Here is a 24,968-nt window from a genome sequence, read left to right on the forward strand (position 1 = left end):
CCGGGCGCGCGTTTGTCGGCACCGCGTCTCATCCCTAGGCTCGAATCCATGACTGACGAAACCCGCACACCCACGCAGATCGACAAGATCGCCGATGCATGGGTGGACACGCTCGCCGAGCTCGAACCGACGCTCGCGACCTACATCGGCCGCACCGAGTACAACGACCGGTTCGGCGACTACAGCCCCACCGGCCAGGAGCAGCTGATCGCCGAAGGGCGCAAGACGCTCGCGGCCCTCGCCGCCTCGACACCTGTCGACGACATCGACACCGTGACGAAGGACGACCTGTCCCGCGAGATCGCGCTCGGCATCGAGCTGCACGATGCGAAGTGGCATCTGCGCGACCTCAATGTGATCGCGTCGCACGCTCAGGACATCCGGTCGGCGTTCGACCTGATGCCGACCGATACCAGCGACGACTGGTCGGTCGTCGCGACCCGCCTGAAGGCCGTTCCCGGCGCGATCGACGGCTATGTCGAGTCGCTCCGCGAAGGCATCGCGCAGGGGGTCGTCCCCGCCCGTCGTCAGGTGGTCGAGGTCGTCGCGCAGATCGCGCGCTACACCGAGGACGGCGGCTTCTTCGCCACGTTCGCCGCCGAAGCGGCCCCGAGCGAGGGGCAGCTGCCGGCATCGCTGGCCCGCGACATCGCCGACAACGCCAACGCCGCGCGCGTCGCCTACGACCAGCTCGCCGAGTTCCTCGCGAACGAGCTCGCGCCGGCCGCGGCCGAGAAAGACGCCGTCGGGCGTGAGCTGTATGCGCTGCACTCCCGCCGGTTCCTGGGCGCCACGATCGACCTCGACGAGACCTACGAGTGGGGCGTCGAGGAGCTTGCCCGCATGGTCGCCGAGCAGGAGGCCATCGCTCACGAGATCAAGGCGGGCGCGTCCGTCGAGGAAGCCGTCGCGTTCCTCGAGCAGGACCCCAGCCGCAAGCTCCACGGCACCGACGCGCTGCAGAAGTGGATGCAGGAGACCAGCGACCGCGCGGTCGAAGAGCTCGGTCGTTCGCACTTCGACATCCCCGAGCCGATCCGGCGCCTCGAGTGCATGATCGCCCCGACGCGCGAAGGCGGCATCTACTACACCGGCCCCACCGACGACTTCTCGCGTCCGGGACGCATGTGGTGGTCGGTGCCCGAGGGCGTCGACGAGTTCGACACCTGGCGTGAGCTGACCACGGTTTACCACGAGGGCGTTCCGGGCCACCACCTGCAGATCGCGCAGGCCGTGTACAACCGCGCGCAGCTCAACTCGTACCGCCGTCTGCTCGGTGGCACCTCCGGTCACGCCGAAGGCTGGGCGCTGTACGCCGAACGGCTGATGGAGCAGCTCGGGTATCTGTCGGATCCGGCGGACCGCCTGGGCATGCTCGACGGCCAGCGCATGCGCGCCGCGCGCGTCGTGCTCGACATCGGCGTGCACCTGGAGAAGCCGCGTCCCGACGGGAACGGCACGTGGGACGCCGACTTCGCGCTCGAGTTCATGCGCCACAACGTCAACATGTCGGACGAGTTCGTGAAGTTCGAGGTCAACCGCTATCTCGGCTGGCCCGGGCAGGCACCGTCGTACAAGGTCGGTCAGCGCATCTGGGAGCAACTGCGCGACGAGGTCGCCGAGCGCGAGGGCGACGCCTTCGAGATCAAGCGCTTCCACAAGCGCGCGCTCGACATCGGCGGCGTCGGCCTCGACACGCTGCGCGCCGCGCTGTCGCGCTGACGTCCGGGGCGTTTCGTCTCGCTTCGCTCGCTCAACGACCGAGAACCGGTCGCCGAGCGAGCGAGGACCCCGGAGCGTTTAGTCTCGCTTCGCTCGCTCAACGACCGAGAACCCCCGGTCGCTGAACGAGCGAGAACCCCGGGGCGTTTCGTCTCGCTTCGCTCGCTCAACGACCGAGAACCCCCGGTCGTTGAGCGAGCGAGGAACGAGCGAGACGAAACGCCCTCAGCGTCCCGCGAGCATCCGCACCACTTCGTCGTCGGTGGTCTGCGCGAAGTCGTCGTAGTACTGCCCGACGGCCCAGAAGTCGGTTTCGCGGTGCGGGCAGACGAACTCGTCGACGGCATCGCCGGGCGGACTCCAGCGCGCCGGCGCCACCGGCACGGCGAGGACGATCCGAGACGGTTCGCGCGAGCGCAGTGCGCGGCAGGCGGCGATCGCGCTCGACCCCGTCGCGACGCCGTCGTCGACGACGATCGCCGTACGGCCCGCCAGCGCGGTCGTGCTCGAACCGAACGCTTCGGAGCGACGGGCCAGCTCCTCGCGCTCGGCCGCCTCCACCTCGTCGACGTCGCGCGCCGACATCCCCGCCCAGCGCACCGCGCTCGGCTCGACGAGGCGCACGCCATCCGCGATGGCTCCGACCGCGAACTCCTCGTGCCCGGCGGCGCCGAGCTTGCGCACCACGACGACGTCCAGCGGAAGGTCGAGGGCGTCGGCGACCGCGGCGGCCGTCACGACACCTCCCCGCGGGATGCCGAGGATCACGGCATCCGTTCCTCGCCAGCCGGTCAGCGACTCCGCGAGCTCTCGTCCGGCGGCGGCACGATCGGCGAAGAGTGCCATTCCTCCACGCTACGCTCGCGACAGCCGGTTGTGTCGCGAATGCCCGGCGTTGCGTCGGGGTTCATGCACATGCATAGAAAGGATGCCGCCCATGACCGATCTCGCCCCTGAGGGCCCCGCAGGCATCGAACTCGGGCTCGACACCTTCGGAGATGTCACCCGTGATGAGTCGGGCACCTTGCTCAGTCACGCCCAGACGATCCGCAACACCGTGGAGCAGGCCGAGCTCGCCGACGCGGTCGGGCTGTCGTTCTTCGGCGTGGGGGAGCACCACCGACCCGAGTTCGCGGTGTCGAGTCCCGAGATCGTGCTGGCCGCCGCGGCCGCCCGCACGGAGCGCATCCATCTGGGCACCGCCGTCACGGTGCTCTCGAGCGACGACCCGGTGCGCGTTTTCGAGCGGTTCGCGACGCTCGACGCCGTCTCGAACGGGCGCGCCGAGGTGATCCTCGGGCGCGGCTCGTTCATCGAGTCGTTCCCGCTCTTCGGCTACGACCTCAGCGACTACGAGGCCCTCTTTGACGAGAAGCTCGACCTGTTCTCGCAGCTGCTGGCCGAGAAGCCGGTGACGTGGCAGGGCACGATGCGCGCCGCGCTCACCGACGCGGACGTGTACCCCAAGACCGAGAACGGCCTGCGCGCGTGGGTCGGGGTCGGCGGCACGCCTGAGTCGGTGGTTCGCGCCGCACGTTACGGCTACGGCCTCATGCTTGCGATCATCGGTGGCCCTGCCGCCCGGTTCCGGCCGTTCGCCGACCTGTACCGCCGCTCGCTCGAGACGTTCGGGCACGCACAGCTGCCGATCGGCGTGCATTCGCCGGGTCACGTCGCCGAGACCGACCAGCAGGCGTGGGATGAGGCGTACGAGGGCTTCGAGGCGATGAACAACACGATCGGCAAGGAACGCGGCTGGCCGCCGTACAACCGCCTGCGCTTCCAGCACGACGTCGGTCCGGAGGGTGCTCTCTACATCGGCGCACCCGAGACGGTCGCGCGCAAGATCGCCGACACGGTTCGCACGCTCGACGCCGCGCGCTTCGACATGAAGTTCTCGACCGGGACCCTGTCGCACGGCAAGATGATGCGCTCGATCGAGCTCTACGGCACGCAGGTCGCGCCGCTCGTGCGCGACATGCTCGCGTAGCGCCCGCTGGGGTCGCGGCATCCGTACGATGACGCTATGACCGACGCTTCGTCTCGTCCTTCGCCCTCCGCGGATGCCGATGCCCCGGCGACGGGCACGCTGTCACGACGTCTGGACGGGCTGCCCTTCACCCGCCGGCATCTGCGGGTGCTCACCGGCTCCGGCATCGGGTGGGCCCTGGACGCGATGGATGTCGGGCTCATCTCGTTCGTGATCGCCGCACTCGCCGTGCAGTGGGACCTGCAACGGCACGAGACGGCGTGGATCGCCTCGCTCGGATTCGTGGGCATGGCGATCGGCGCGAGTGTCGGCGGACTGCTGGCGGATCGGTTCGGTCGACGCCAGGTCTTCGCGCTGACGCTCCTCGTCTACGGCATCGCCACGGGCGCGAGCGCCCTCGTGGGCGGACTGGTGGCGCTGCTGATCCTCCGGTTCTTCGTGGGCCTGGGTCTGGGCGCCGAGCTTCCGGTCGCCAGCACCTATGTGAGCGAGTTCGCGCCCGCGCGCATGCGCGGACGCCTCATCGTCATTCTCGAGGCGTTCTGGGCCGTCGGGTGGACGGCTGCCGCGCTCATCGGATATCTCGTGATCCCGATGTCGGCAGACGGCTGGCGGTGGGCCTTCCTCCTCGGCGCCATCCCCGCCGTCTACGCGCTCATCGTCCGCTGGGGACTGCCCGAGTCGGCGCGCTGGCTCGAGCGCCGCGGCCGGTTCGCCGAAGCGGAGGCGGTCGTGCGCGAGTTCGAGAGCGCGGCCGGCCGGCCCGCGATCGCGGCCCCTGTGAAGCCCGAGACCCCGCCGCCGATCGCGCCGACCCTCCGTGCCCGGGTCGCGGCGCTGTGGGCGGCCGAGTTCCGCGTCCGCACGGCGTGCCTCTGGCTGGTGTGGTTCTGCGTGAACTTCTCCTACTACGGCGCCTTCATCTGGATCCCATCGATCCTCGTCGAGCAGGGCTACGACCTGGTCCGCTCGTTCGGGTTCACGCTGATCATCACGCTGGCGCAGCTTCCGGGCTATGCGGTCGCAGCATGGCTCATCGAGGTGTGGGGCCGCCGACTGACGCTCTCGGTGTTCCTGGTGGGATCGGCGGCGTCGGCGGTGGCGTTCGGCACCGCGGGCAGCGTCGGCATGATCATCGGAGCCGGGATGGCGCTGTCGTTCTTCAATCTCGGCGCGTGGGGCGCCCTCTACGCGGTGACGCCCGAGATGTACCCGACCTCGCTGCGTGCGACGGGCTCGGGATGGGCGGCCGGTGTCGGCCGCATCGCGTCGATCGTCGCCCCGCTCGCGGTGCCGCCACTGCTCGTGGCGGGCGGCGCACCCGTGCTGTTCATCGTGTTCGCGGTGTTCTTCGCCATCGCAGCGGCCGCCGCGTGGGGTCTCGCCGACCGTCGCGGCCGCGCACTCGACGACCGCTGACCCGGCCGGGCCCGCACCGGGAATAGGCTCGTGTCGTGGCATCCGTTCGTTACGTCGCCATCGGCGACTCGTTCACAGAGGGCGTCGGCGACGAGCTTCCCGACGGGCACGTGCGCGGCTGGGCCGATCTCGTCGCACAGGGCTGGGCCGACGCCTCGGGGGAGACGATCGAGTACGCCAACCTCGCGATCCGCGGAAAGCTGGTGTGGCCCATCGTCGAGCAGCAGCTCGAGCCGGCGCTGGCACTGCGTCCGACCCATTTGTCGTTCAACGGCGGCGGGAACGACATGCTGCGGCCTCGCACGAGCGTGGCGCGGGTCGTGGAGGCGTTCCAGACGGTCCTGCGCCGATGCGATGAGGAGGGCGTCGAGCTCATCCTGCTGTCGGGCGCCAACCCGTCGGCGCAGCTGCCGCTCCGGCGGGTCATCCAGCGTCGCGGCGACCTGCTGTCGCGGGCCGTCGAGGCTCATTTCGCCGATCGTCCTGACGTGGTGCGCGCGCTCAACTGGTTCGACCGCGAGCTCGCGACTGCGCCGTACTGGTCGGAGGACCGGCTGCACATGAACGCGCGCGGTCACCATCGTGTTGCCGCGCGAGTGCTCTCTGCGCTCGGCATGGAGCCGCCCGCCCAGTGGTGGTCGCTCCCGCCGCTGCCATCGTCGGGCGTCGCCCGGGGTGCGACGTACTATCGGGAACACGTCGGGCCCTGGGTGCGACGCCGCCTCACCGGCACGTCGTCGGGGGACGGCCGCGAACCCAAGTACGCGAGCTGGACCGAGTTCCGTCCCTCGCAGGCGTGATCCTCCGCGCCGGCACCGCGCTCTACGGCCTTCCCGCCCTCACCGCGTAGGCGAGTTCGGCGAAAGCCCCCGCACGCCGCACGGCGGTGAGCTCGAGGCGATCAGGCCCCAGCCGCCGGGGGAGGAGCGGCTTGCCGGAAGGAAGGGTGGCCGGCGCGATCGAGACGCGGACCTCATCGAGCAGCCCGGCGTCGGCGAACTGTCCTGCGAGGTCGCCGCCGCCGACGATCCAGACGTCGCGTTCGCCCGCAGCCTTCTCGATCTCGGGCCACGCGTCGCGCACGTCGCCCGCCGCGAACCGGATGTCGACCCCGGGCACGCGAGGCTGCTCGCGACTCGAGAACACCCAGGTCGGCCGGTCGCCGTAGTACCCGGGCCATTTCTCGGGGTGGGCGATGAGATCCTCGTGCTCGACGACCCAGCGATACGTCGACGAGCCCTGCACGAGCACCCCGATGCCCGCCAGGAACGACTGGAAGTCCTCGTCGCCGCCCTCGCCTCCCGGTGCGGCGAAGAGCCAGTCGAGAGAGTCGTGATCGTCGGCGATGAATCCGTTGAGCGTGGTGGCGGTGTAGAAGATCACGCGAGACATGGCCGCCACCGTACTGGAGGGGTCCGACATACGTCAGTGGGTCACCGTCGCGGGCGCCGGGGCGCCCGTGGCGGATCCATGCCCAGCCGGATGCGCGTGCGCTTGCGCTCGATCACGATGAACGCGCCGCCGAGCAGCCAGAGCGGGACCTGGACGAGGAACGCCACGCGGAATGCGTCGAGTGTGTACGTCGCCGGTGTGCCGGCGCCCTGCGCGTCCAGCGCGAGCCCGATGAGGAGGATCGTGATGAGCGCAGCCAGGAACCCGCCCGCGTTCGTGACGCCCGTCGCCGTGCTCAGCCGGTGACTGGGGTTGTGGGTGCGGGCATGGTCGAACGCGACCATCGAGGCGGGTCCGCCGGTCGCCAGCGCGACGGCGAGCGCGAACAGCAGCCAGAGAGGGGCCGGTCCCGGATAGACGATCACCGCAAGCCACGCGATCGCCTGGACTGCGACCGTCGGCAGCACGAGCGCGCGGGAGCGGCGATGGGGGATGCGCCGCGACAGCTCGCCCACGACCGGCCCGAGCGCCATGCCGACCACCACGTACACAGACATGATCGAGGCCGCCTCGGCGACCGTGCGTCCCTCGCCGGCGGTGAGGAACGGCATGCCCCACAGCAGCACGAAGGCGGTGCCGGCGAACGGAGTCGTGAAGTGCGACCAGAACGCCAGGCGCGTGCCCGGGTGCGCCCACGCGGCGCGGATGCCGACTCCCGTATCCACGGCGGAGGTCACGACGCGGATCGCTCCGGTGTCGGTGTCGACCGAGACATCCTCGTCACGGTCGGGCGGGTGATTTCGGATGATCAGGAAGACCAGGATCGCGAACAGCACCCCGAGTCCCGCGACGCTCCCGAACGTGATGGTCCACGTCGTCGCGTGAAGCAGCGCGGCCAGGGGCATGAGCGCGAGAAGCTGCCCGGTCTGGCCGACGATGCCCGTGAACTGCACCATGATCGGCCCGCGCTGCGCGGGGAACCAGGTCGCGATGAGTCGAAGCACGCCGGGGAAGATCGCCGCATCTCCGGCGCCCAGCAGCATGCGCGCGAGGATCGCCACGCCGACGCTGGGGGAGAGGGCCATGGTCAGCTGACCCACCGCCATCAACAGCATCCCGATCGTCATGATGGGCCGGGAGCCGTAGCGGTCCAACAGCACGCCGATCGGGATCTGCATGCCGCCGTACACCGCGAGCTGGACGACGGCGAACATCGACAGCGTGGCAGCGTCGGCGTCGAATCGCGCCGCCGCGTCGACGCCGACGGCGCTCAGCGACGAACGGTTGGTCACGGCGAGGACATAGGCCGAGACGCCCACCGTCCAGATCAGCCACGCCCGGAACCCCGGCCCCGCGGCAGAAGGGCGGATCATGCGGGGCACCCTTCCACAGTAGTGATCGACGGATGCCTCATGCCGCGGCATCCGTCGTCTGTCAAGCCCCTCACGCAACGGGGTGCGATGCGGGAACGTGAATCCGGGACGAACGCGTCCCGCGAGAGGGGAGGGCGGATCGCCGTGCCCCGGAAAGGAGCATCGCATGAGCATCGGCGCAGGAATCGTGCTGTTCGCCATCGGAGCCGTTCTCACGTTCGCACTGAATGTCGAGGTGGGTTGGATCAACCTCGATATGGTCGGCTACATCCTGATGGGCGCGGGCGTCGTGATCTTCCTGGTCGGAATCGTGCTGCTGATGCGCCGGCGCCGGTCGGAGACCGTCAGCCGCACCGCCGTGGATCCCGCCGCAGGCGAGCAGGTGACCCGTCACAGCTCGAGCGCGACGGACGGCGCCGCAGGGCTCTGAGCCCGCAACGTACGCGGGGGTGGGCGATCATCGCCCACCCCCGCTTCTCGTGCGCGGATCAGTCGCGCTCGACAGGCAGCCAGAGCTCGCATGTGGCCGTTCTGAAGTCGTCGGCGCGTTCGAGCACGGCGACGATCGACGGACCTGGACGGAGCCGCCACGGGTTCGACGGGAACCAGTCCGTCGCGGTCGCCGCCCACGTCGACTGCAGCGCGTCGGGGTGAGGCCCGGACGTGCGGAACACCGCCCAGGCACCGCCAGGCACCTCGATCACGTCGAGGTCGTCGGGGACCTCTGTGGGCGTGTGGACTGCGACGCCGTGCAGGTACGTCAGCTCGCTGCCCTCGGCGTAGTCCGCGTCGAGGTCTGCGCTCACCTGGAGGAGTCCCGCGGGTTCCGTACTGCTGAGCGCCTTGAGACGACCGTGCTCCTCGAGCGGCAGCGAGGCGATGTGGGCCTGGATGTGCGGGTTGACCCCTTCGTGCACGAGCGGCACGCGGGCGGCGTGCCCGACGAGTCGGAAGGCTGATCGGTCGAGGATTCGGGCATCCATGGGGGAGCTCCCTTCTACGGTCAGGCGGAACCTGAGCTGTGGTTGTGTGCGAAGGGGACCGCCATCGCGACGCACATCGGCAGGACTCGCCCCGTGGACGGCACGGAATGCCCGGCCGAAAGCCTCGGTAGAGCCGTATCCGTACCGCACCGCGATGCCGAGGAGATCGTCGTCACCGTCGATCACCTCCGCCGCCGCGAGGGTCATCCGCCGCCGCCGGACGTACTCCGACAGCGGCATGCCCGCCAGCGACGAGAACATCCGCCGGAGGTGGTACTCCGTGGTGCCGAGCCCGCGAACGAAGCTGTCGAGGTCGATCTCGTCATCCAAGTTCGCCTCGACGTACTCGACGAGGCGGTTGAGCTCAGCGATCACGATTCTCCCTTCGCCTTCAACCCTGTCTGCGGGGATCGGAACGCACCCGACCGTTCCGGTCCGATTCGATCGGCGCCGTCGGTTCCTCCCCAGTCCCGCGCGGTGCCCATCCATCCACATTCCGATCGGCCGACGCGGATCGCACTCCGCGGCGGCTCGAAGATGGCGCGATGAACAGCTTCTCCCGGACAGCGATCGCCTCTCCGGAAATCATCTACCTTCCGGACGTCGATGAACATCTTCGGGACGACGTCTGGGACTTCATGGTCGCGATGGTCGAAGACGCCCTCGAAGACGATCTCCTCGACGACTCCGACGACGACGAGCGGGAGGTTCCCAGCGGCGGCGCACTCTTCACGCACGCGGAGGCCTTCGTCGTCATCGTGCCCCTCCTCGAGTCATGTCTCGCGCGCGGCGACACCGATCTGTCTGCGGTGCTCGTCGCCGAGTTCGCGCTCATGGCGATGCTTCCCGCGATTCCTGAGACCATCGCGGTGCAGGTCGCGTTCGGTCGCGGCGCCGGCGAGGAACAGGTGCGAGAGATGGCGCGGCTGCTCGCGCGAGCACGTCACCGCGGCCTGACGGTCGACGAGTACATCGCCCAGCTCTCGGCTGCGAACGCCGTTCCCCGGGGCAAGCTCGTGCGTTTGTTCCACGGTGAGACGCGGCGGGTGCCGGATCCCGATCGGCTCAAACGTGGGATCTCGTTGCTCCGTGTCCTCACCGCACTCGCGCCGGAGCCTGCGCGGCCGCCGCTCCTCTGCTCCATTGCGTGGCTGCAGTGGGCCCAAGGCAAGCGAGCAGTCGCGTCGGCGTACCTCGCCGAGGCAATCCGCATCGAGCCCGAGCACATCCTCGCCCGCGGGCTGGCGGTTCTCGTCAGCAGCAAGGCGCCGCGATGGGCAATCCCCTCGGCAGAAGAGCACTGAGCCGCTCGAAGCTAGGCTGTCAGTCGTGCCGACGACCTTGGCGCTGGATGCCGACCCCGAGGCGCTGGCGGCGCCCGCCATCGATCATCGTGCTGCCGTGATCGCATGCGGCACCGACTTCGCAGGGCATTCATGAAGGATCTGCCGTTCAGCATCCGGGTGCCCGTGATCGGCGACGCCACCGCAATCGCCGATCTGCACGTCGCGACGTGGCGTGAGGCCTACGCTCACCTTCTTGCCGCCGATCATTTCTCGGACGAGTACATCGCGGGCCGGCGCAAGATGTGGATCAACGTTCTGAGCAACGCAGGCGACGACGTCACCATCCACATCGCCGAACGCGACAGCGCCATCATCGGGTTCGCATGGGCTGGGCCAGCAGTCGCCACAGCCGACGAGGGTCAGCCGCCGCGCAGACGCCAGTTGTACGCCATCTACGTCGCGGCGGCTCACTACGGAACCGGCGCCGGGCAGGCGCTGCTCGACCAGGCGCTCGCGTCCGAACCGGCGATGCTATGGGTGGCGAAAGAGAATCCGCGAGCGATCGCCTTCTATCGGCGCAACGGGTTCCGGTTCGATGGCGTCGAGCAGACTGACCCCTATGCTCCGAGGATCACAGACGCGCGCATGGTCCGATAGCGCGCCCGCCCGAACTACTCATCACGTCGGAGCGGGCCCGGGTCGGTGAACGAGATCGGCTTGCCGGCGGCCCGGGCGTACGCGATCTCCCTGCCGGTGGACTCGCCGATATACCCACCCGGATTGACGACCAGAACGCGGTCTGCCAGGTCGATCTTGCGCAGATGAAGGGCGTCCAACGCGATCTTCTGCTCGTCAGTGATCAGCTCGTCTGCTTCTCCGGGCGCGACGACGATGACCCCTGCGAAGGTGAGATCACGATTCGCAGCACGCCTTTCGTCCAGGAACCGCGTCGAGCCGCAAATGCAGACGATCTCAGGTCGGTCTGGCACGGCTCGCTCCTTCGGTTCAACCGGGCACTCGGCGCAACAGCCTACGCAGGGCCAAGCGGCCGTCTACGCGCGGATCTCGAGCACCATCGACTGCTGAGAGCGTTGACCCCGACGTCCAGCGCCGGATCCCGTGACTGTGTGGCTGTGGGCGAGCCGGGTCGGAGGAGCTCCCGGGTTGCGTGGAGGAGCCGTCACGGCACAGGGACGGTGAGGTGCGCGGCGAGCCGCGCGACGATGTCGGCGAGTTCGGCCGGTTCGGCCACCGACACCGGAGCGGTCAGGGCGATGCGGGCGACCGCCATCGCAAGCCGGCCGAGGTCTTCGCTGTGGATCTGAACGAGACTCGTGTCCGCCTCCACCCCGATCGGCGTGTGATCGATCCACCGGAGCACGTCGTCGAGCTCGGCGAACGTAGCCCGGACGGCGAGCGTCGCGCTCCGCTGGGGGAGACCCGGGCCGATCGATTGTGCGACGAAGCTCGCCGCGCCGCCCGGGATCTCGAGCGGCGTGAACGAAGTGCCCACCGTCCGGGGCTCCCGGAGCCGGTCCAATCGAAACGTCCGCCAGTCGCCGCGATGATGGTCCCACGCGACCAGGTACCAGCGACGGCTGACGGTGACCAGTTGATGCGGCTGGACGAGCCGCCGGCTGTGTTCGCCATCCTGCCGTCGGTAGTCGAACCGCACGTTCTCATGGTCGCGGCATGCCGCGGCGAGCACGCTGAGAGCATCGGGATCGACGACGTGGTCGTCGGACGGCCACGGCATCGACGTGACGCTGCCATGCAGCGCCGACACTCGCCGACGCAGCCGATGAGGCAGGAACTGCTCGATCTTCATCAGGGAGCGCAGAGATGTCTCTTCGATGCCGCTGATGGCGGTCGTCGCGGCGTACCGCAGTCCGATGGCCACGGCGACTGCTTCGTCATCGTCGAGGAGCAGGGGCGGCACGTGGGCGCCGGTGGCCAGTCGGTAGCCGCCGTACTTTCCCGTCGTCGCATCCACCGGGTACCCGAGCTCACGCAGCCGATCGACATCGCGGCGCACTGTTCGCTCCGTGACCTCGAGGCGTTCGGCGAGTTCGCCGGCACGCCATAGCCGATGGGTCTGAAGCAGGGAGAGCAGCTGCAGCGCTCGACCGGTGGGATCCTCCCGCATTCCCAAAGCCTGCCACGACTTTAGGACCGATCTTGTCCGAAATGCGCCCTACGGTGGCCAGGCCGGCCACCACTCGGTAGGAGACCGACGAAACTCTACGAAAGGAAGCACGATGTTCATGCCAAACGAATTCGCCCGGTCAGAAATGGTTTCGGTCAACGGAGTGGAACTCGAGGTCTTCGAAGCAGGGCGCGAGAACGCCGGGCGACCGATTGTGCTCTGCCACGGGTGGCCAGAACTTGCCTTCTCATGGCGCCATCAGGTGCCGACGTTGGTCGCCGCGGGCTTCCACGTCATCGCCCCGAACCAGCGGGGTTACGGCAACTCCTCGCGCCCGACCGAGGTGACCGACTACGACATCGAGCACCTCACGGGTGATCTCGTGGCGCTCCTCGACCACTACGGATACGAAGAAGCCACCTTCGTCGGCCATGACTGGGGTGCGATGGTTGTGTGGGGGCTGGCCCTGCTGCATCCGAACCGGGTCAGGGGAGTGGTCAACCTGAGCCTGCCGTACCAGGAGCGCGGCGAGAAGCCGTGGATCGAGCTTCTGGAGGAGTTCCTCGGCAGCGACTACTACTTCGTCCACTTCAACAGGCAGCCGGGCGTCGCCGATGCGGTGCTCGAGGCGAACACATCCCGCTTCCTGCGCAACCTCTACCGGAAGAACGAACCACTTCGAGTCCCCGACGCGGGGATGGCGATGATCAATCTCGCTCTGGCGGAGACACCGACGGGGGAGCCGCTGATGAGCGAGAGCGACCTCGCCGTCTTCGTCTCCGCCTTCCAGAAGTCAGGCTTCACGAGCAGCATCAACTGGTACCGGAACCTGGACCGCAACTGGCGCCGTCTGGCGGACGTGGACCCGATCATCCACAAGCCCGCACTCATGATCTACGGCGAACGGGATGTGATTCAGAAGTCCGAGACGATTGCAGACTTCGTGCCGAACGTGGAAGTCGTCAGCCTCGACTGCGGTCACTGGGTCCAGGAGGAGAAGCCGGAGGAGACGAACCAGACGATTCTCGCGTGGTTGAAGCGGCAGGACTCGGCCTTGCTCGGCGACCGCGCTACCTCGTCTCCTCACTGACGTCCAGCGAGCACGCCTACGGGCCTTCGGGTTGCGCGAGATGGTGTCGGCGACGGTTGAAAACGAGGCCATAGCGACGGGCGAAATCGAGGCCACCCAGACAGATTGGGTGGGTGATCTCGGTGGAAGATTGGGCGTTGATCAGGCGGCTAGTCGCGGACGGCGTTCCGAGGCGGCAGGTCGCGAGGCAGCTGGGAATCGGGCGGTCGACGGTCGATAGGGCGTTGGCGTCGGATCGGCCGCCGAAGTATGAGCGGCCGGCGCAGCCGACGTCGTTCTCGCCGTTCGAGGCGCGGGTGCGGGCGCTGTTGGCCGAGCACCCGGACATGCCGGCGACGGTGATCGCCGAACGCGTCGAGTGGACCGGGTCGATCACCTGGTTCCGGGAGAACGTCAGGCGGCTCAGACCAGAGCATCGCCCGGTCGACCCTGCGGACCGACTCACGTGGGCGCCCGGCGATGCCGCGCAGTGCGACCTGTGGTTCCCGCCGCGGAAGATCCCACTCGAGGACGGGTCGAGCGTGCTGTTGCCGGTGCTGGTGATCGTCGCCGCGCACTCCCGGTTCATCACGGCGCGGATGCTCCCGACCCGCAAGACGGAGGATCTGCTGCTTGGGTCGTGGGAGCTGATCCAGCAGTTGGGTCGGGTGCCGCGGCGGCTGATCTGGGACAACGAGCCCGGCATCGGGCAGAAAGGACGGCTCGCGCAGGGTGTCGCCGCGTTCGCCGGGACCCTCGCGACCAAGGTGGTGCAGCTGCGGCCTTACGACCCGGAGTCGAAGGGGATCGTGGAGCGCCGCAACGGCTGGATGGAGACCTCGTTCATGCCCGGGCGATCCTTCGCCTCACCGCTCGACTTCAACATCCAGCTGGCGGAGTGGCTGGAGCGGGCGAACGCGCGGGTGGTGCGGACGATCAAAGCCCGACCGGTGGATCTCATCGAGCACGACCGGTCGCGGATGCTCGCGCTGCCGCCCGTTCCGTTGCAGTTGGGTTGGCGCGAACGGGTGCGTCTTGGACGGGATTACTACGTGCGGTTGGATGCCAGCGACTACTCCGTCGACCCGACGGCGATCGGGCGGATGATCGACGTGACGGCGGACCTCGACCGGGTCCGGGTGAGGCTGGATGGGCGGATCGTCGCCGACCACCGCCGCGTATGGGCTCGCGGCGCGGTCGTCACCGACTCAGCCCATCGCGACACTGCGAAGCTGCTGCGACAGCACTTCCAGCAGCCCCGCCAGATCATCGCGGCGGACGAGCTGACCCGGGATCTCGCCGACTACGACCGGGCCTTCGGGATCGAGGGGGTCGCGTGATGACCACCAAGACGACCGAGTCGGTGAAGCAGATCACCTATCTCGCCGGTGCGCTCAAAGCTCCCCGCATCACCGAAGCCGCCAGCCGGATGGCCGATCACGCGCGCGATGCGGGCTGGTCGTTCGAGGACTACCTCGCCGCCGTCCTCGAACGCGAAGTCTCAGCGAGGAATGCGTCCGGCGCGGAGCTGCGGATCAAGGCCGCCGGGTTCCCGGCCCGCAAGACGCTGGAGGACTTCGACTGGGACGCCCAGCCCACCGCCAGGCAGCAGGTCGCAGCCCTCGCCTCCGGCGGGTTCCTGCTCGAAGCGCAGAACGTGGTCCTGCTCGGGCCGCCCGGAACCGGCAAGACGCATCTCGCGACCGCGCTCGGGATCGTCGCCGCGAGGCATGGGCACCGGGTGCTGTTCGCGACGGCGACGGACTGGGTCACCCGGCTCACCGACGCGCACCGGCAAGGGAACCTGCCTCGCGAGCTCGCCCGGCTGCGTCGCTACGGGCTGATCATTGTCGACGAGGTCGGCTACCTGCCATTCGAGCAGGACGCCGCCAACTTGTTCTTCCAGCTCGTCTCGTCCCGCTACGAACACGCCTCGCTGATCCTCACCAGCAACCTTCCGTTCTCCGGCTGGGGCGGGGTGTTCGGCGACCAAGCCGTCGCCGCCGCGATGATCGACCGGATCGTCCACCACGCCGACGTGCTCACCCTCAAAGGCGCCAGCTACCGGCTCCGCGGACGAGGAATCGACAGCCTCCCGAGCATCAAGACTCAAGATCCGGCAGACTGACCGAACGACAACCAGGTGGCCTCGATTTCACACATCGCAATGGCCTACTTTTCGAACGTCGTCGACAGATGGAATCCGCGTGAGCTGCGCATGGCCCCCAAGGCTCTCACGAAAGCTGCGAACTGTCTCACAACGTCACCGTGACCGATGAACCCCCAGGCTTACATCGACCCTGCACAAGGCCCAAGTATGTCTCACTGCAGGACCTGCTTGCGAGCAGAGGTGGAGTCGATCCGCCGGGAAGACACGGGGGCACGTAGCGCGACCGGATCTAGTCTCGGCCAGGAGGAATGCCCAGCCCGTTCTGCTGTTGTCCCAACAGAACCGCAAGACGGAACCACTGGCCGCGCACGCAGGCTAAGGCACCTTCGACTCATACGGAGATTTCGCATGGCACAGCCCATCCCAGCCCGCCTGGTCGAGGCACGCGAGCAGGCGCTGGCCGTAAGAGCAATGTACGAAGTGCTGGAGGAGCGGTTCAACAACAAGACCTGGTCGTTGCACGAGCTCATGCTCGGGTTCAGCAACGACGTTGGATACATCGGGCGCCTCCTGCTGTCCACGGATGGAACGTGGCCAATCGACGGCGACACGGATTCCGAACTGCGCCACAAGCTGGCCGAGTCGATGTGGTGGCTCTTCGTTATCGCGGACAGGCTGAACATCGATCTGGACGAGGCATTCTCGACGACGATGCGCTCGATCAGCGATGGGCTCGAGGAAACGATTGCCCGTACAACAACATCTCCGCCAGCCTGAGAACCGACACCGGCGACGCGTTCCTCGAGCTGACTGAGAGGACCGCGTCGCTGAGCGACCGCCTTCCGCACCGCCGACGCGGTTCCCCAAACGTCCCTGCTGGGAATCCGCGTTACCCGTTTGCTGACTATTCCGGGTTGGCGGTCGGCAGATCCTCGCCGAGGGCGAGTGCGTGAACCGGGGGAGGGGAGCTAGCGGCCGCCGTTCCCGCGTGGGGGGAGTGTTGACCCATCGGCTCGGCGGATGATGCCGGTCACGCCGATCCTGCGCGCGAACAGGCGGAGTTGGCTTGTGCGTGTGGGTTTGAGTCGAGCTTGTTCGTCGGCGTTGAGAGCGAGCAGCAGCATGCAGCAGGTGATCCCGATCCAGTTCTCCTGCGTGATGAAGCTCGGGTTGGTAACGAAGGCCATGCCAATGTCGGAGTTCGAGTCCTCGACGGCGTGATGCTCAAGCAGGCCGAGTCCGGCGTGGCAGTATGCCGACGCCGCGCGGTACAGCCCGTAGAGGTGTCGTCCGTCTTCGAGGGCGAGACAACGCTGCTCGACTGAGGCACTTCCGGGCATCGCCATCTTCTTCAGCTGCTCGAACGTCTCGGTGGACTGTCGGTAGCCGGCCGAGTCAGTAGATGCCATGTCTTCCAGCAGCGCCTTGCGTTTGCGGGTGTCCTCCTTCATCATCGCGAGACCCGAATTGGGTGTGAGTAGGAGCCAGGCCGCTGTGACAGCTGCTTCGATGGTCAGTCTCACCAGCGGCATGATCTCCACGTCGGCGCCGGCGTCGACGAGGGTGAGGATTCCTCGGGCAGAACGGATGGCACGGTGTGCGAGGGAGTGGATGCTTATGGCCTGCAAGTAGTCGAGCTCTGGCCGGCACCTCACTAGAGTCTCTGCCCGCTTGTCCCAGTCATCGCACATGTCACGCATGATCCGGGGAGCTTCACTAACCGGCGCGTTGTAAATCACCACAAGTCGGACGCTACTCGTCCTCGCAGGTCAACGCAGATTCCGCTCGTTATCTCGCATACAACGGGAACGGGCCGCTCGCCGTGCTGGGAAACCGCGTTACCCGTCTTCTCGCTAAGGCCCACAGCCCGCAATCCATCGTTAGCGGTACGACATCTCCCACGGCGATTGCGTAGACCTCTGGTCTAATCGGTGGATGGACGCGAAGTCGTTTCAACCCGTTCCCAAGGCTTGTTCGGGGGATCGTGTCGCTGTAATCTCGCCGGCATCCGCCGCTCCGGCGATATCACCCGCATTGCACGAGCAGGCGATGCGACGCCTAACCGAGGCAACGGGGCTGATCCCGGTCGAGTACCCGACTACCCGTCAGTTGGGCGCGAGCGCGGAGGCGCGCGCCGCCGACGTCACCGCGGCGTTCGCCGATCCTGATATTCGGGCCGTCCTGGCGACAATCGGTGGCGACGATCAGGTGACTGTGATCCCACACATCGACGCCGCCGTCCTCGCGGGGAATCCGAAGCCGTTCCTCGGATATAGCGACAACACGAACCTGCACAACCTGCTCTGGGACCTCGGCGTGTCGAGCTTTTACGGCGGATCCACCCAGGTGCATCTCGGGCCTGGCCCTTACCTCGACGACATCCACCTGCGGTCCCTGCGCGCAGCGCTGCTCGACGGCGGCACGGTCGAACTCACTGACCCCGGCGAATCCGAGGACTACGGGCATCCATGGGACGAACCCCCCGCTCTGACGGAATTCGGCGCACGAGAGGCCACCGAACCATGGACTTGGGGCGGTCCAGGAGCTGTCGTGTCGGAGAGGAGCTGGGGCGGTTGCATCGAGGTCATCGACCAGATCGCCCTCGCAGGCCGACTGCCCGCCCTCAGCGACTTGGAGAACGCGATTCTTCTGTTGGAGACCGGCGGAGAGGCACCGCCCGCAGTCCAGGTCAAGCGCTGGGTGCGCGCCTTGGGTGAGCGCGGAGTGCTCGAGGTTGTCTCCGGTGTGCTCGTTGCCCGACCGCCGGTCAGCGAACTGCGCGCCACCGTGCCGCCCGCCGCCGAGCGTGCACGCCTACGAGCCGCTCAGCGGGACACAATCCTCGAACACGTCGCCCGGTATAACCCTGCTGCGGTCGTATGCGTCGGCGTGCCTTTCGGGCACACCCGGCCCCAGTGGATCATCCCTCACGGTGGACTGATCACCCTCGACGGAGCCCGGCAGACCGTCGTCTGTGAGTACTAGCCGAGGGCGGGCAGCACGCCCCGCGCGGCGGCAGCCGTGCGGGCGATGAGCAAGGTGGGGTCGACGATGTCCCCGGACGCGATGAGTGCATCGAGTTTGGCGATCGGCATGCGAACCAAACGCACCCGTTCCGCGCGGTCGCTCAACTCGACCGAGCCGGCCGTAGTCCCGGCGTCGCACATGAACACGTGCACGGGCCATGCCGCCCGACCTGGGTTCACGTAGAAGGTGTGAAGATGTCGGAGCTCGTTGGCTCTGAGGCCCAGCTCTTCCTCGAGTTCCCGCTGTGCCGCATCGCGCGGCGTCTCGTCCGCGGAGCCGGCTCCGCCTGGCAGGTCGTATATCCAACGATCGATCGGGTAGCGGTACTGGCGAGTGAGGAGGACGGTCTGGTGGTCGTCGACGACGAGAGTCGCGACAGCGTAGGGAATGCTCTCGTCGACTTCGTAGGAGATCTCCGATGCGTCGTCGATGCGGACTGCGTGGGTGGAGAGGGTGACGCGGCCGCTATAGCTAGTTGCCCGTGAGATCGTCGTCCAGCGGTATTCGGCATCCCCATGTGGCATTCAGTTACCGTACGACGTCGTCACCCTCGCCGACCTCATTTCGACAGCGCAGTCATCGCACACAACGCTGACCACCGGTGTCGTCCGGCGTAGACGTACTAACGGACGAAGCCGACTTGAAGGCGTCCCCCCAGCCGCTCTAGTTCATACGCTGCTCGCTGCCCAAAGGCTGCGTGGTCGCCAGCGACCAGCGGAGAGCCCAGCGCAGTCGCCAACTGAGGGTCAAGCTCGCGCAGCCGACGAGGAAGGTTCTTGCCCGTGCCGATCCAGCATCGGTTGTAAATCAGGACCAATTCGGCAAGCCGCTCGTAGAGGGTGAAGGCGATGACGTGCTTCTCGACCGGATCGACGGCGTCAGCGAGGTCGTCAATGAGGTCGGTGATGCCGTATCGGCGTGCCCTCAGTTCGTGGTCGGAAACCGAAGGGCCAGCCGCGTACGTTTGAGCCCAGTGTGCGCGCATGCCGTCAAGGCTGCCGTCGTCTACGACGACAACGCCGGACACCAGCATGTCAACAATGACGGGACGATACTCACGTACCCCGCGCTCGGCCCACTCGTTGAAGCCGGAAGACGTATACGCGAACACTTCGAAGACTTCACCCTCGTGCTCAAACGTCGCCGCGAGGCTAGATCGCTCGTCGCTGAAGACGCGGTCTCCAAGCACTAGTAGGTCTACGTCGCTGGTTGCTGTGCGCTCGTTGCGAGCGGTGCTGCCACTAACCAGGACCAAGGATGCGTTGGGAAACCGTGCGTCCGCGAATCTTCTGGCCAGGTCTGCGAAGTCCACTTCGCCAGGCTAACCAGAAGATGCGGGAGACGCGCGATGGGCATCGGGTAGAGGATCTCTCACGCTCTTCGGGCGAACGCGGACTTCGCAAACGGGTAACGCGACTTCGGCTGGGAACCGCGGTACCCAGATCCGCGGAAATTCTGGCTCAGCCGTTCGTTGGGCGGTGGTCTCGCCCGCGCTTGAGGTCGACGTAGTCGCTCATGCGGGCGCCTGTCCGGGCGGCGTGCTGGGTAATGACGGCGGGGCTGTAGCCGAGCAGGTTGATGAGGGAGCGGGCGTCGACGTCGTGGACCAGGTCGCGGAGCGTGGCGTTGCGCGCGCGTTGCGCGTCGATCCCCAGAACCTTGAGACGCGTCGAAAGCGTTCCAGGGTGCAGGTGAGCTCCCGCTCTCGTCCCCGGGAACAGCCACTGCGTCGCGGTGTTGGTGGTTTGCTGATTCGAGGGCCGTTGAGCGTGGCGCCAGAACAGGTCGGCGATCGCTTCGGGCACGGCTGCGGGTCGCGTGCCGAGCATGATCGTCATTCCCATTGGGCCGCGTTGCAAGTGATCTCGACGGAGCACGACGATCTTGTTCAGCGGGTGGGCCCAGAGCAGCAGGATGAGGCCGGCGACGCGGAGAGATACTCCGACGCGTTCCCATTCGAGACAGTTGCGCACGAGCGCGATCCGCTGGGTCCGAGTGAGCATGGGCACCGACTTCACTTCGCGGTGCGGTGCGTCAAGGCGGCGGTCCGGACCGGACCGGTCGTGGTTGAGCCAGCGGACGTAGTTGCGGATGTGTTTGCGGGTGCTGGGGCCGTCAGCGAGGTAGTCGTCGACGCGGGCTTGGGTTGGGCTGCTCTTCGATCAACCCCTTGATGCCCTCGGCGTTCCCGCCCAGTCCCGCCGTTCGGTACTCGACGACACCGTCGCGCTTCTGTCGCGGGAGGGAGGTTCGGGCCGGCAGCGGTGGATCGAGTTGCACGGCGAAGTGAGCTACGAGCGCATTTCGCAGGCGCCGGGCACGTCTGGCAGCGCGGGCACCAGGTGAGTCGATCCGTCACCGAGCGGTGGAGACGACTCGGTTCGTTGGCGTCGAGCGCTCACCTGGTGGTCACGCCGATGATCAGCGGACATCACCTTGCCTCACGTCCAGCCAACGGGTCATCCGAAGGACTTCGCCAGCAACCTCGGTGACAGAGCGGTTGTCTGTGGCGACTATCGACACGCTGCCATCCGCGGCTGCGAGACGTCGCGCTGCCAAGTTGCTGCGGTCGATGTGCTCCGCGAGGGCGGTGCCGATCTCGCGTTGTCCAAGTCGGTGTGCTGCGGTGGCGTCGGTCGCTGTAAGAAGCACCGGGAACGGACGGACATCGCCCCCGATCGCGGCGGCCAGCTCTGCCACTTGCAGCACGCTCACGGTGTTGGTGAAGATCAGGCGCGAGTAGCCGATAGCCCGATAGTTCGTCCACATAGCCGCGAGGTTCTGCTCTGCGAGATTGATGCCGCTGCGAGATTGATGCCGCTGCGCCAAGGTTGCGGATGCGCCTGGTCGAGGTTGTCACCTTCGATCACCGCGTGGCGGACCTCGGCACGAGTGAGGATCAGCGAAGCCTCAGCGGCCACCGACGACGGAGCCCGAGGGCAACGACCTCCCGCCGGTGTTGACCTAAACGAAAACCGCAAGCTCGGCTGAAGCTGTCGCTATCGCGCTGGCCGGACGGCCGGATACTGAGTCGTACGGCGAGGCTACGAGCAGCCTCGCCACCGGCAACGCAGCCGTCGCGTGAGTTTGCGGCGGAGCCACCCGATGCGCGGCAGGCTACGGTGCATGCCCACCGAAGTGCCGTGCTCGGAGTGCCGGGCAGGCATCCGCCATTCCCTTGCGCGAGATCAACCGCGCGAGCGGTCAAGGATCAGCGCACAGAGGAGTGCAACAATAAGCATCATGCCGGCCAGCAAGGCATAGATCCACGCGATAGACGTGGATTTACTCCTGGTGGTGAGGAACCCGAACGGGACGCTTGATCCCACGAGCGAAAGCGCAACGACCAGTCCTCGAAATCGGCGTGAGCGGTCCCCGAGAGGATGCTGCGGAGCCTGGAGCGAGCGCGCCGCCCACAAGCAAGGGGAGTGCCCAGCTCCTGCGTGGGGCACGTCCGCGCTTGAGACGACGTGGCATTGTCTCCTCCGCCAACTGGCGTGCCTCGTTCTCCGCTGCCGCCGGCAGGGGCTCGGCCATCGATGCGAGCAAGTCGTCAAGATCGGTTGCACTCATGGTTCCTCCGGGGTCTACCTCTTCATTCCCAGGTGCGCTCGACACGTTGCATCTTGCTCGCAGACCGCTCGTTGGATCGTCAGACGCCCGCTGCGGTGTATTCAGGCGCGCCAATAGGGACGCGGATGCTGAAGGTCGGAGGAAGCGAGATTGCTGCCGGATCAATGGGTTTTGTGGTCCGTTTATGGGGTTTCGTTCTCGCTGCGATTTGGAGAGGCCCAGCTGGCCTCGCCGCCCGTGGTCGACTCGGTGGCGGTGCCGGCGACGCTTCGCCAGACGACTCGCAGCACGTCGATCACGTCCGCCGGGCTGACTCCCGCGGCTTCGGCCTCGGTGACAAGATCGCGGATCTGTCGGGTGACCGCGAGGGGAAGGCGTGATGCCGACTCGGCGACTCGCGTGCCGGCAGCGGTGCGGGTGACGACCAGTCCGTCCCGCTCGAGCATCTTGTAGGCCTTTGCGGCGGTGCCGGGCGCGACGCCGAGGTCGCTAGCGGTCTGCCGCACGGTAGGAAGGCGCTCGTTGGCTCCCAGTTGCCCGGAGACGATGAGGCCACGGAACTGCCGGTAAATGTCCATCGTCGGGCTGCCGTCGTCTGCCGCTGACAGCACCGGGTGAGCGTTCACCGGTCCGCCCTCGCGGCGTCGACAGGATCGTCGCGCTGCTCATCGGGGGAGGGGGAAGGCCATTTCTGACGCGGCCTGGCGACGACGAGGAACAGGAGGGTGAACGCGATCACCTCGAGGATGGGAGCCAGCCAGCCGACGACGGCTGCAAGTTCTGCATACCGCCACGCCGCGTCATACGGATTGCCACCGTTTTCGCCCTCGACCCACAGCTGCGAGGGCGACCCCGCACGGGCGATCAGCCGCCATGCGCCGGCCAGCGCTAGCAGCATCCCTGCCGTGGCCACGGCAACAGCGCCACTGGCGACTTCGGAGCGCAGTCCGCGTTCTGCTGCGACGGTCTCTGGTCGGATGAAGGGACGCGCTGCGTTCACCCGCAGCGCGAGTGCGGTGGCGACTAACAGCGCTGCGAGGGCAATGAGGACCGGCACACCGAATGCCCATCCGTAGTACCAGAGCCGGATCGGATCGATCTCAGCCTCGTTCGGGATCGGAATCTCGAGCCAGATGTACTGACCACGGCTATCAGCGGCCGAGGTGACGCCCGCGGCGATCGTCGTAGCGACGAGCAGAAGGAGCACGGCGCCGCACAGGATGAGACCGACGCGCGGCCCGAAGGTCGTCCACGTTCGCCGAGCCCCCGTCACGACCCGAGCCTCAGACGGCGCTGATCCTCGGAGCACGATCAAGGCGGCGAGAATGGCCACAGCGAGAACGCTGGATGCGACGGGTGTGGCAAACCGCCACCACGAGACCGCATCACCCAGATTGATCACATACCCGCGGATGACGTTCTCAGCCGCGAAGACGACGATCACCGCGATGGCGGCGATCGCCAGAGTGTGGCGCTCGGGTGCGTACCGCTTCTTAAACGATCGTGCGGCGCCTTCGGACAACACCACGTGTGTGCTTGGGCGCGACCCCACGAACACGATGGCTGCTCCAGCCACGATCACTGCAAGAAGAAGAGACGTGAGCGGCGTCGAGAACGCAGCCTCCGCCCAGTCGATCGGACTGAAGTTCGCGGTCCTGAACCCATGCATAGTCTCTCCTCAGAGTTTGTGACACATGTCTAGCACAAGTTGTACTGCGATAGAGATACAACAGAAGACACGGGTCCTCGCGAACGGTTTGCGGGGGCGATCAACACGATGACCTGCGAGGCCATGATGGGCGATAGAACGGCACTCCAGATGGCCACCAGCCACGAGTTGGGGCAGAACTTCGCGAAAGCGGTCGGCATCACCTTTACCGGCAGCTCAGAGGCTCTGCGAGGCAAGCAGTCTGGTGGGTGACAACCCCCGGTCAGAACCGCTTACAGGGGAGCGGATGCAGTGATACCCGTTTCCGCAGCAGATTGCGAGATTCGCAAACAGTACAAATTCATACTGACATAATGTGCATTATCAGCGTACGTCGAGAGCGGTTTCTGCGCTTAGCCTGCCGATCAATCCCGACCACGCCGGTCGAGACCCGGCAACTGCCATGATGGCGTGGTGCTTCCCTCATCCGGCACGCACCGAACTCCGGGTCGACGAAATCCGACAGCCGAGATGACAAGCAACGACACGACGAGGGCGCTTGCTGCTCTTGCCCCCGATGCCGACCACCGTGTCGCCGAGACCGTCCTGCGCGACTGCGGCTGGACGTGGATCGGCGCGGGCGACTGGGCTATCGCGCTGCTGGCACCGGATGGCGACTGGGTGGCGCGAATCAGCCCGTTCGATCCCGTCGGTCCGTATAGCGCGGCCCTGTACAGCGCGGCAGCCAATACGCACCAAGTTCCGCAGCTGCGTGAGCATCGGCGTCTCGTCGGCGGCGGCGACCTCCAGGTGCTCGAGCGGCTCTGGCCGGTAGCCTCCGACGTCGCGACCTCGTTCCATCAGCGGCTCGCCTCGGGTGCCGATGACGTCGCACAGCTGCTCACAGCGATCCGCCGGATCCACCGGCAAGCGGTCCGCGAACTTCCCTGGTGCGGCCCACTGGACCTCAATCCGCAGAATGTCATGCGCTCAGCCGACGGGCGGCTCGTCGCCATCGACCCGTTCTACGCGGACGGTCCGAGCCTCTACGGGACCGCGACAACCGATCCCGATCGTGTTGTGGCGCTCATCCCCGAGTCGGAGCGCCGCTTCATGACTGACATCCCGCTGGCGGCCTCCGGGCCGTGGAGTGAGTCCGAACGGCACGCGCTTCGCGAGGCGCTCGCCGCCGCGGACGCCCGGAGTCGGCATGAACCCTAAGCGGCATCG

The 24,968-nt window shown here is 67.1% G+C and carries 26 protein-coding genes; 13 read left to right on the forward strand and 13 right to left on the reverse strand.

What is annotated here, in order from left to right; translation table 11 throughout:
- Window positions 1–48 precede the first annotated feature (48 nt).
- A complete protein-coding gene (locus IM778_RS09100; RefSeq protein WP_194408601.1) occupies window positions 49–1,722 on the forward strand; it encodes a DUF885 domain-containing protein in 1,674 nt (557 codons plus the stop codon).
- 225 nt (window positions 1,723–1,947) lie between these two features.
- On the opposite strand, the gene IM778_RS09105 is transcribed toward IM778_RS09100, so the two are convergent.
- Window positions 1,948–2,568, reverse strand: a complete 621-nt coding sequence (locus IM778_RS09105; protein WP_194408602.1) for a phosphoribosyltransferase — start codon at window positions 2,566–2,568, stop codon at window positions 1,948–1,950.
- 91 nt (window positions 2,569–2,659) lie between these two features.
- On the opposite strand from IM778_RS09105, the gene IM778_RS09110 reads away from it, so the two are divergent.
- The 3 genes from IM778_RS09110 to IM778_RS09120 are packed head-to-tail and all read left to right on the forward strand — an operon-like array spanning window position 2,660 to window position 5,931.
- Window positions 2,660–3,712: an LLM class flavin-dependent oxidoreductase gene (locus IM778_RS09110; protein WP_194408603.1), complete on the forward strand. Its 1,053-nt coding sequence runs from the start codon at window positions 2,660–2,662 to the stop codon at window positions 3,710–3,712.
- A gap of 36 nt (window positions 3,713–3,748) precedes the next feature.
- Window positions 3,749–5,131, forward strand: a complete 1,383-nt coding sequence (locus IM778_RS09115) for an MFS transporter (protein WP_194408604.1) — start codon at window positions 3,749–3,751, stop codon at window positions 5,129–5,131.
- Between the two features lie 35 nt (window positions 5,132–5,166).
- Window positions 5,167–5,931 (forward strand): SGNH/GDSL hydrolase family protein, encoded by a 765-nt coding sequence (locus tag IM778_RS09120; RefSeq protein ID WP_194408605.1) that lies wholly within the window; start codon window positions 5,167–5,169, stop codon window positions 5,929–5,931.
- Window positions 5,932–5,953: 22 nt separating this feature from the next.
- Here the strand turns inward: IM778_RS09120 and IM778_RS09125 are convergent, their stop codons facing one another.
- Both IM778_RS09125 and IM778_RS09130 read right to left on the reverse strand, forming a co-directional pair.
- Entirely contained in the window at window positions 5,954–6,523 is a 570-nt protein-coding gene (locus IM778_RS09125; RefSeq protein ID WP_194408606.1) for a dihydrofolate reductase family protein, read from the reverse strand.
- Window positions 6,524–6,564: 41 nt separating this feature from the next.
- The gene (locus IM778_RS09130; protein WP_194408607.1) at window positions 6,565–7,896 is read right to left on the reverse strand and encodes an MFS transporter; all 1,332 of its coding nucleotides are present in this window, start codon (window positions 7,894–7,896) and stop codon (window positions 6,565–6,567) included.
- Window positions 7,897–8,062: 166 nt separating this feature from the next.
- On the opposite strand from IM778_RS09130, the gene IM778_RS09135 reads away from it, so the two are divergent.
- Window positions 8,063–8,326 carry a DUF6458 family protein gene (locus IM778_RS09135; protein ID WP_194408608.1) on the forward strand — a complete coding sequence of 88 codons (264 nt, stop codon included), beginning with the start codon at window positions 8,063–8,065 and terminating at the stop codon, window positions 8,324–8,326.
- 58 nt (window positions 8,327–8,384) lie between these two features.
- Here the strand turns inward: IM778_RS09135 and IM778_RS09140 are convergent, their stop codons facing one another.
- Window positions 8,385–9,254: an AraC family transcriptional regulator gene (locus tag IM778_RS09140; RefSeq protein ID WP_194408609.1), complete on the reverse strand. Its 870-nt coding sequence runs from the start codon at window positions 9,252–9,254 to the stop codon at window positions 8,385–8,387.
- Between the two features lie 170 nt (window positions 9,255–9,424).
- On the opposite strand from IM778_RS09140, the gene IM778_RS09145 reads away from it, so the two are divergent.
- Both IM778_RS09145 and IM778_RS09150 read left to right on the forward strand, forming a co-directional pair.
- Window positions 9,425–10,183, forward strand: a complete 759-nt coding sequence (locus tag IM778_RS09145; protein WP_194408610.1) for a DUF4192 family protein — start codon at window positions 9,425–9,427, stop codon at window positions 10,181–10,183.
- 132 nt (window positions 10,184–10,315) lie between these two features.
- Window positions 10,316–10,822 (forward strand): GNAT family N-acetyltransferase, encoded by a 507-nt coding sequence (locus tag IM778_RS09150; protein WP_194408611.1) that lies wholly within the window; start codon window positions 10,316–10,318, stop codon window positions 10,820–10,822.
- Between the two features lie 14 nt (window positions 10,823–10,836).
- Here the strand turns inward: IM778_RS09150 and IM778_RS09155 are convergent, their stop codons facing one another.
- Both IM778_RS09155 and IM778_RS09160 read right to left on the reverse strand, forming a co-directional pair.
- Window positions 10,837–11,154, reverse strand: coding sequence for a hypothetical protein (locus tag IM778_RS09155; RefSeq protein ID WP_194408612.1), 318 nt, complete (start codon window positions 11,152–11,154; stop codon window positions 10,837–10,839).
- Window positions 11,155–11,345: 191 nt separating this feature from the next.
- Window positions 11,346–12,311, reverse strand: coding sequence for a helix-turn-helix transcriptional regulator (locus IM778_RS09160; RefSeq protein ID WP_194408613.1), 966 nt, complete (start codon window positions 12,309–12,311; stop codon window positions 11,346–11,348).
- 112 nt (window positions 12,312–12,423) lie between these two features.
- Here IM778_RS09160 and IM778_RS09165 point away from each other — a divergent pair, with 112 nt between their 5' ends.
- The 4 genes from IM778_RS09165 to IM778_RS09180 all read left to right on the forward strand — a co-directional run bounded on the left by IM778_RS09165 (window position 12,424) and on the right by IM778_RS09180 (window position 16,267).
- Window positions 12,424–13,401 carry an alpha/beta fold hydrolase gene (locus IM778_RS09165; protein ID WP_194408614.1) on the forward strand — a complete coding sequence of 326 codons (978 nt, stop codon included), beginning with the start codon at window positions 12,424–12,426 and terminating at the stop codon, window positions 13,399–13,401.
- Window positions 13,402–13,514: 113 nt separating this feature from the next.
- Window positions 13,515–14,720, forward strand: coding sequence for an IS21 family transposase (istA, locus tag IM778_RS09170; RefSeq protein ID WP_194408615.1), 1,206 nt, complete (start codon window positions 13,515–13,517; stop codon window positions 14,718–14,720).
- Entirely contained in the window at window positions 14,720–15,508 is a 789-nt protein-coding gene (istB, locus tag IM778_RS09175) for an IS21-like element helper ATPase IstB (protein ID WP_194408616.1), read from the forward strand. The genes istA and istB overlap by 1 nt, the downstream gene beginning before the upstream one ends.
- A 390-nt stretch (window positions 15,509–15,898) precedes the next feature.
- Window positions 15,899–16,267 carry a nucleoside triphosphate pyrophosphohydrolase family protein gene (locus IM778_RS09180; protein ID WP_194408617.1) on the forward strand — a complete coding sequence of 123 codons (369 nt, stop codon included), beginning with the start codon at window positions 15,899–15,901 and terminating at the stop codon, window positions 16,265–16,267.
- Window positions 16,268–16,458: 191 nt separating this feature from the next.
- Here the strand turns inward: IM778_RS09180 and IM778_RS09185 are convergent, their stop codons facing one another.
- Window positions 16,459–17,229, reverse strand: a complete 771-nt coding sequence (locus IM778_RS09185; protein WP_194408618.1) for a DUF5677 domain-containing protein — start codon at window positions 17,227–17,229, stop codon at window positions 16,459–16,461.
- A gap of 196 nt (window positions 17,230–17,425) precedes the next feature.
- Between IM778_RS09185 and IM778_RS09190 the strand changes: the two genes are divergently transcribed.
- Window positions 17,426–18,475 (forward strand): S66 family peptidase, encoded by a 1,050-nt coding sequence (locus IM778_RS09190; RefSeq protein WP_194408619.1) that lies wholly within the window; start codon window positions 17,426–17,428, stop codon window positions 18,473–18,475.
- On the opposite strand, the gene IM778_RS09195 is transcribed toward IM778_RS09190, so the two are convergent.
- The 6 genes from IM778_RS09195 to IM778_RS09220 form a co-directional block, all read right to left on the reverse strand.
- Window positions 18,472–19,041, reverse strand: coding sequence for an NUDIX hydrolase (locus tag IM778_RS09195; RefSeq protein WP_194408620.1), 570 nt, complete (start codon window positions 19,039–19,041; stop codon window positions 18,472–18,474). The genes IM778_RS09190 and IM778_RS09195 overlap by 4 nt on opposite strands.
- Before the next feature lie 98 nt (window positions 19,042–19,139).
- Entirely contained in the window at window positions 19,140–19,829 is a 690-nt protein-coding gene (locus tag IM778_RS09200) for a nucleotidyltransferase domain-containing protein (RefSeq protein ID WP_194408621.1), read from the reverse strand.
- A gap of 148 nt (window positions 19,830–19,977) precedes the next feature.
- Window positions 19,978–20,520, reverse strand: a complete 543-nt coding sequence (locus tag IM778_RS09205) for a hypothetical protein (RefSeq protein ID WP_194408622.1) — start codon at window positions 20,518–20,520, stop codon at window positions 19,978–19,980.
- 418 nt (window positions 20,521–20,938) lie between these two features.
- Window positions 20,939–21,286, reverse strand: a complete 348-nt coding sequence (locus tag IM778_RS17755; protein ID WP_228484482.1) for a hypothetical protein — start codon at window positions 21,284–21,286, stop codon at window positions 20,939–20,941.
- 986 nt (window positions 21,287–22,272) lie between these two features.
- Window positions 22,273–22,716: a GntR family transcriptional regulator gene (locus tag IM778_RS09215; protein WP_228484483.1), complete on the reverse strand. Its 444-nt coding sequence runs from the start codon at window positions 22,714–22,716 to the stop codon at window positions 22,273–22,275.
- Window positions 22,713–23,759, reverse strand: a complete 1,047-nt coding sequence (locus IM778_RS09220; RefSeq protein ID WP_194408623.1) for a hypothetical protein — start codon at window positions 23,757–23,759, stop codon at window positions 22,713–22,715. Before IM778_RS09220 ends, IM778_RS09215 begins: the two co-directional genes overlap by 4 nt.
- A 510-nt stretch (window positions 23,760–24,269) precedes the next feature.
- Here IM778_RS09220 and IM778_RS09225 point away from each other — a divergent pair.
- Window positions 24,270–24,959, forward strand: coding sequence for a hypothetical protein (locus tag IM778_RS09225; protein WP_194408624.1), 690 nt, complete (start codon window positions 24,270–24,272; stop codon window positions 24,957–24,959).
- Window positions 24,960–24,968: the final 9 nt, after the last annotated feature.

It is taken from the genome of Microbacterium cremeum (assembly GCF_015277855.1).
Classification (GTDB): Bacteria; Actinomycetota; Actinomycetes; order Actinomycetales; family Microbacteriaceae; genus Microbacterium; species Microbacterium cremeum.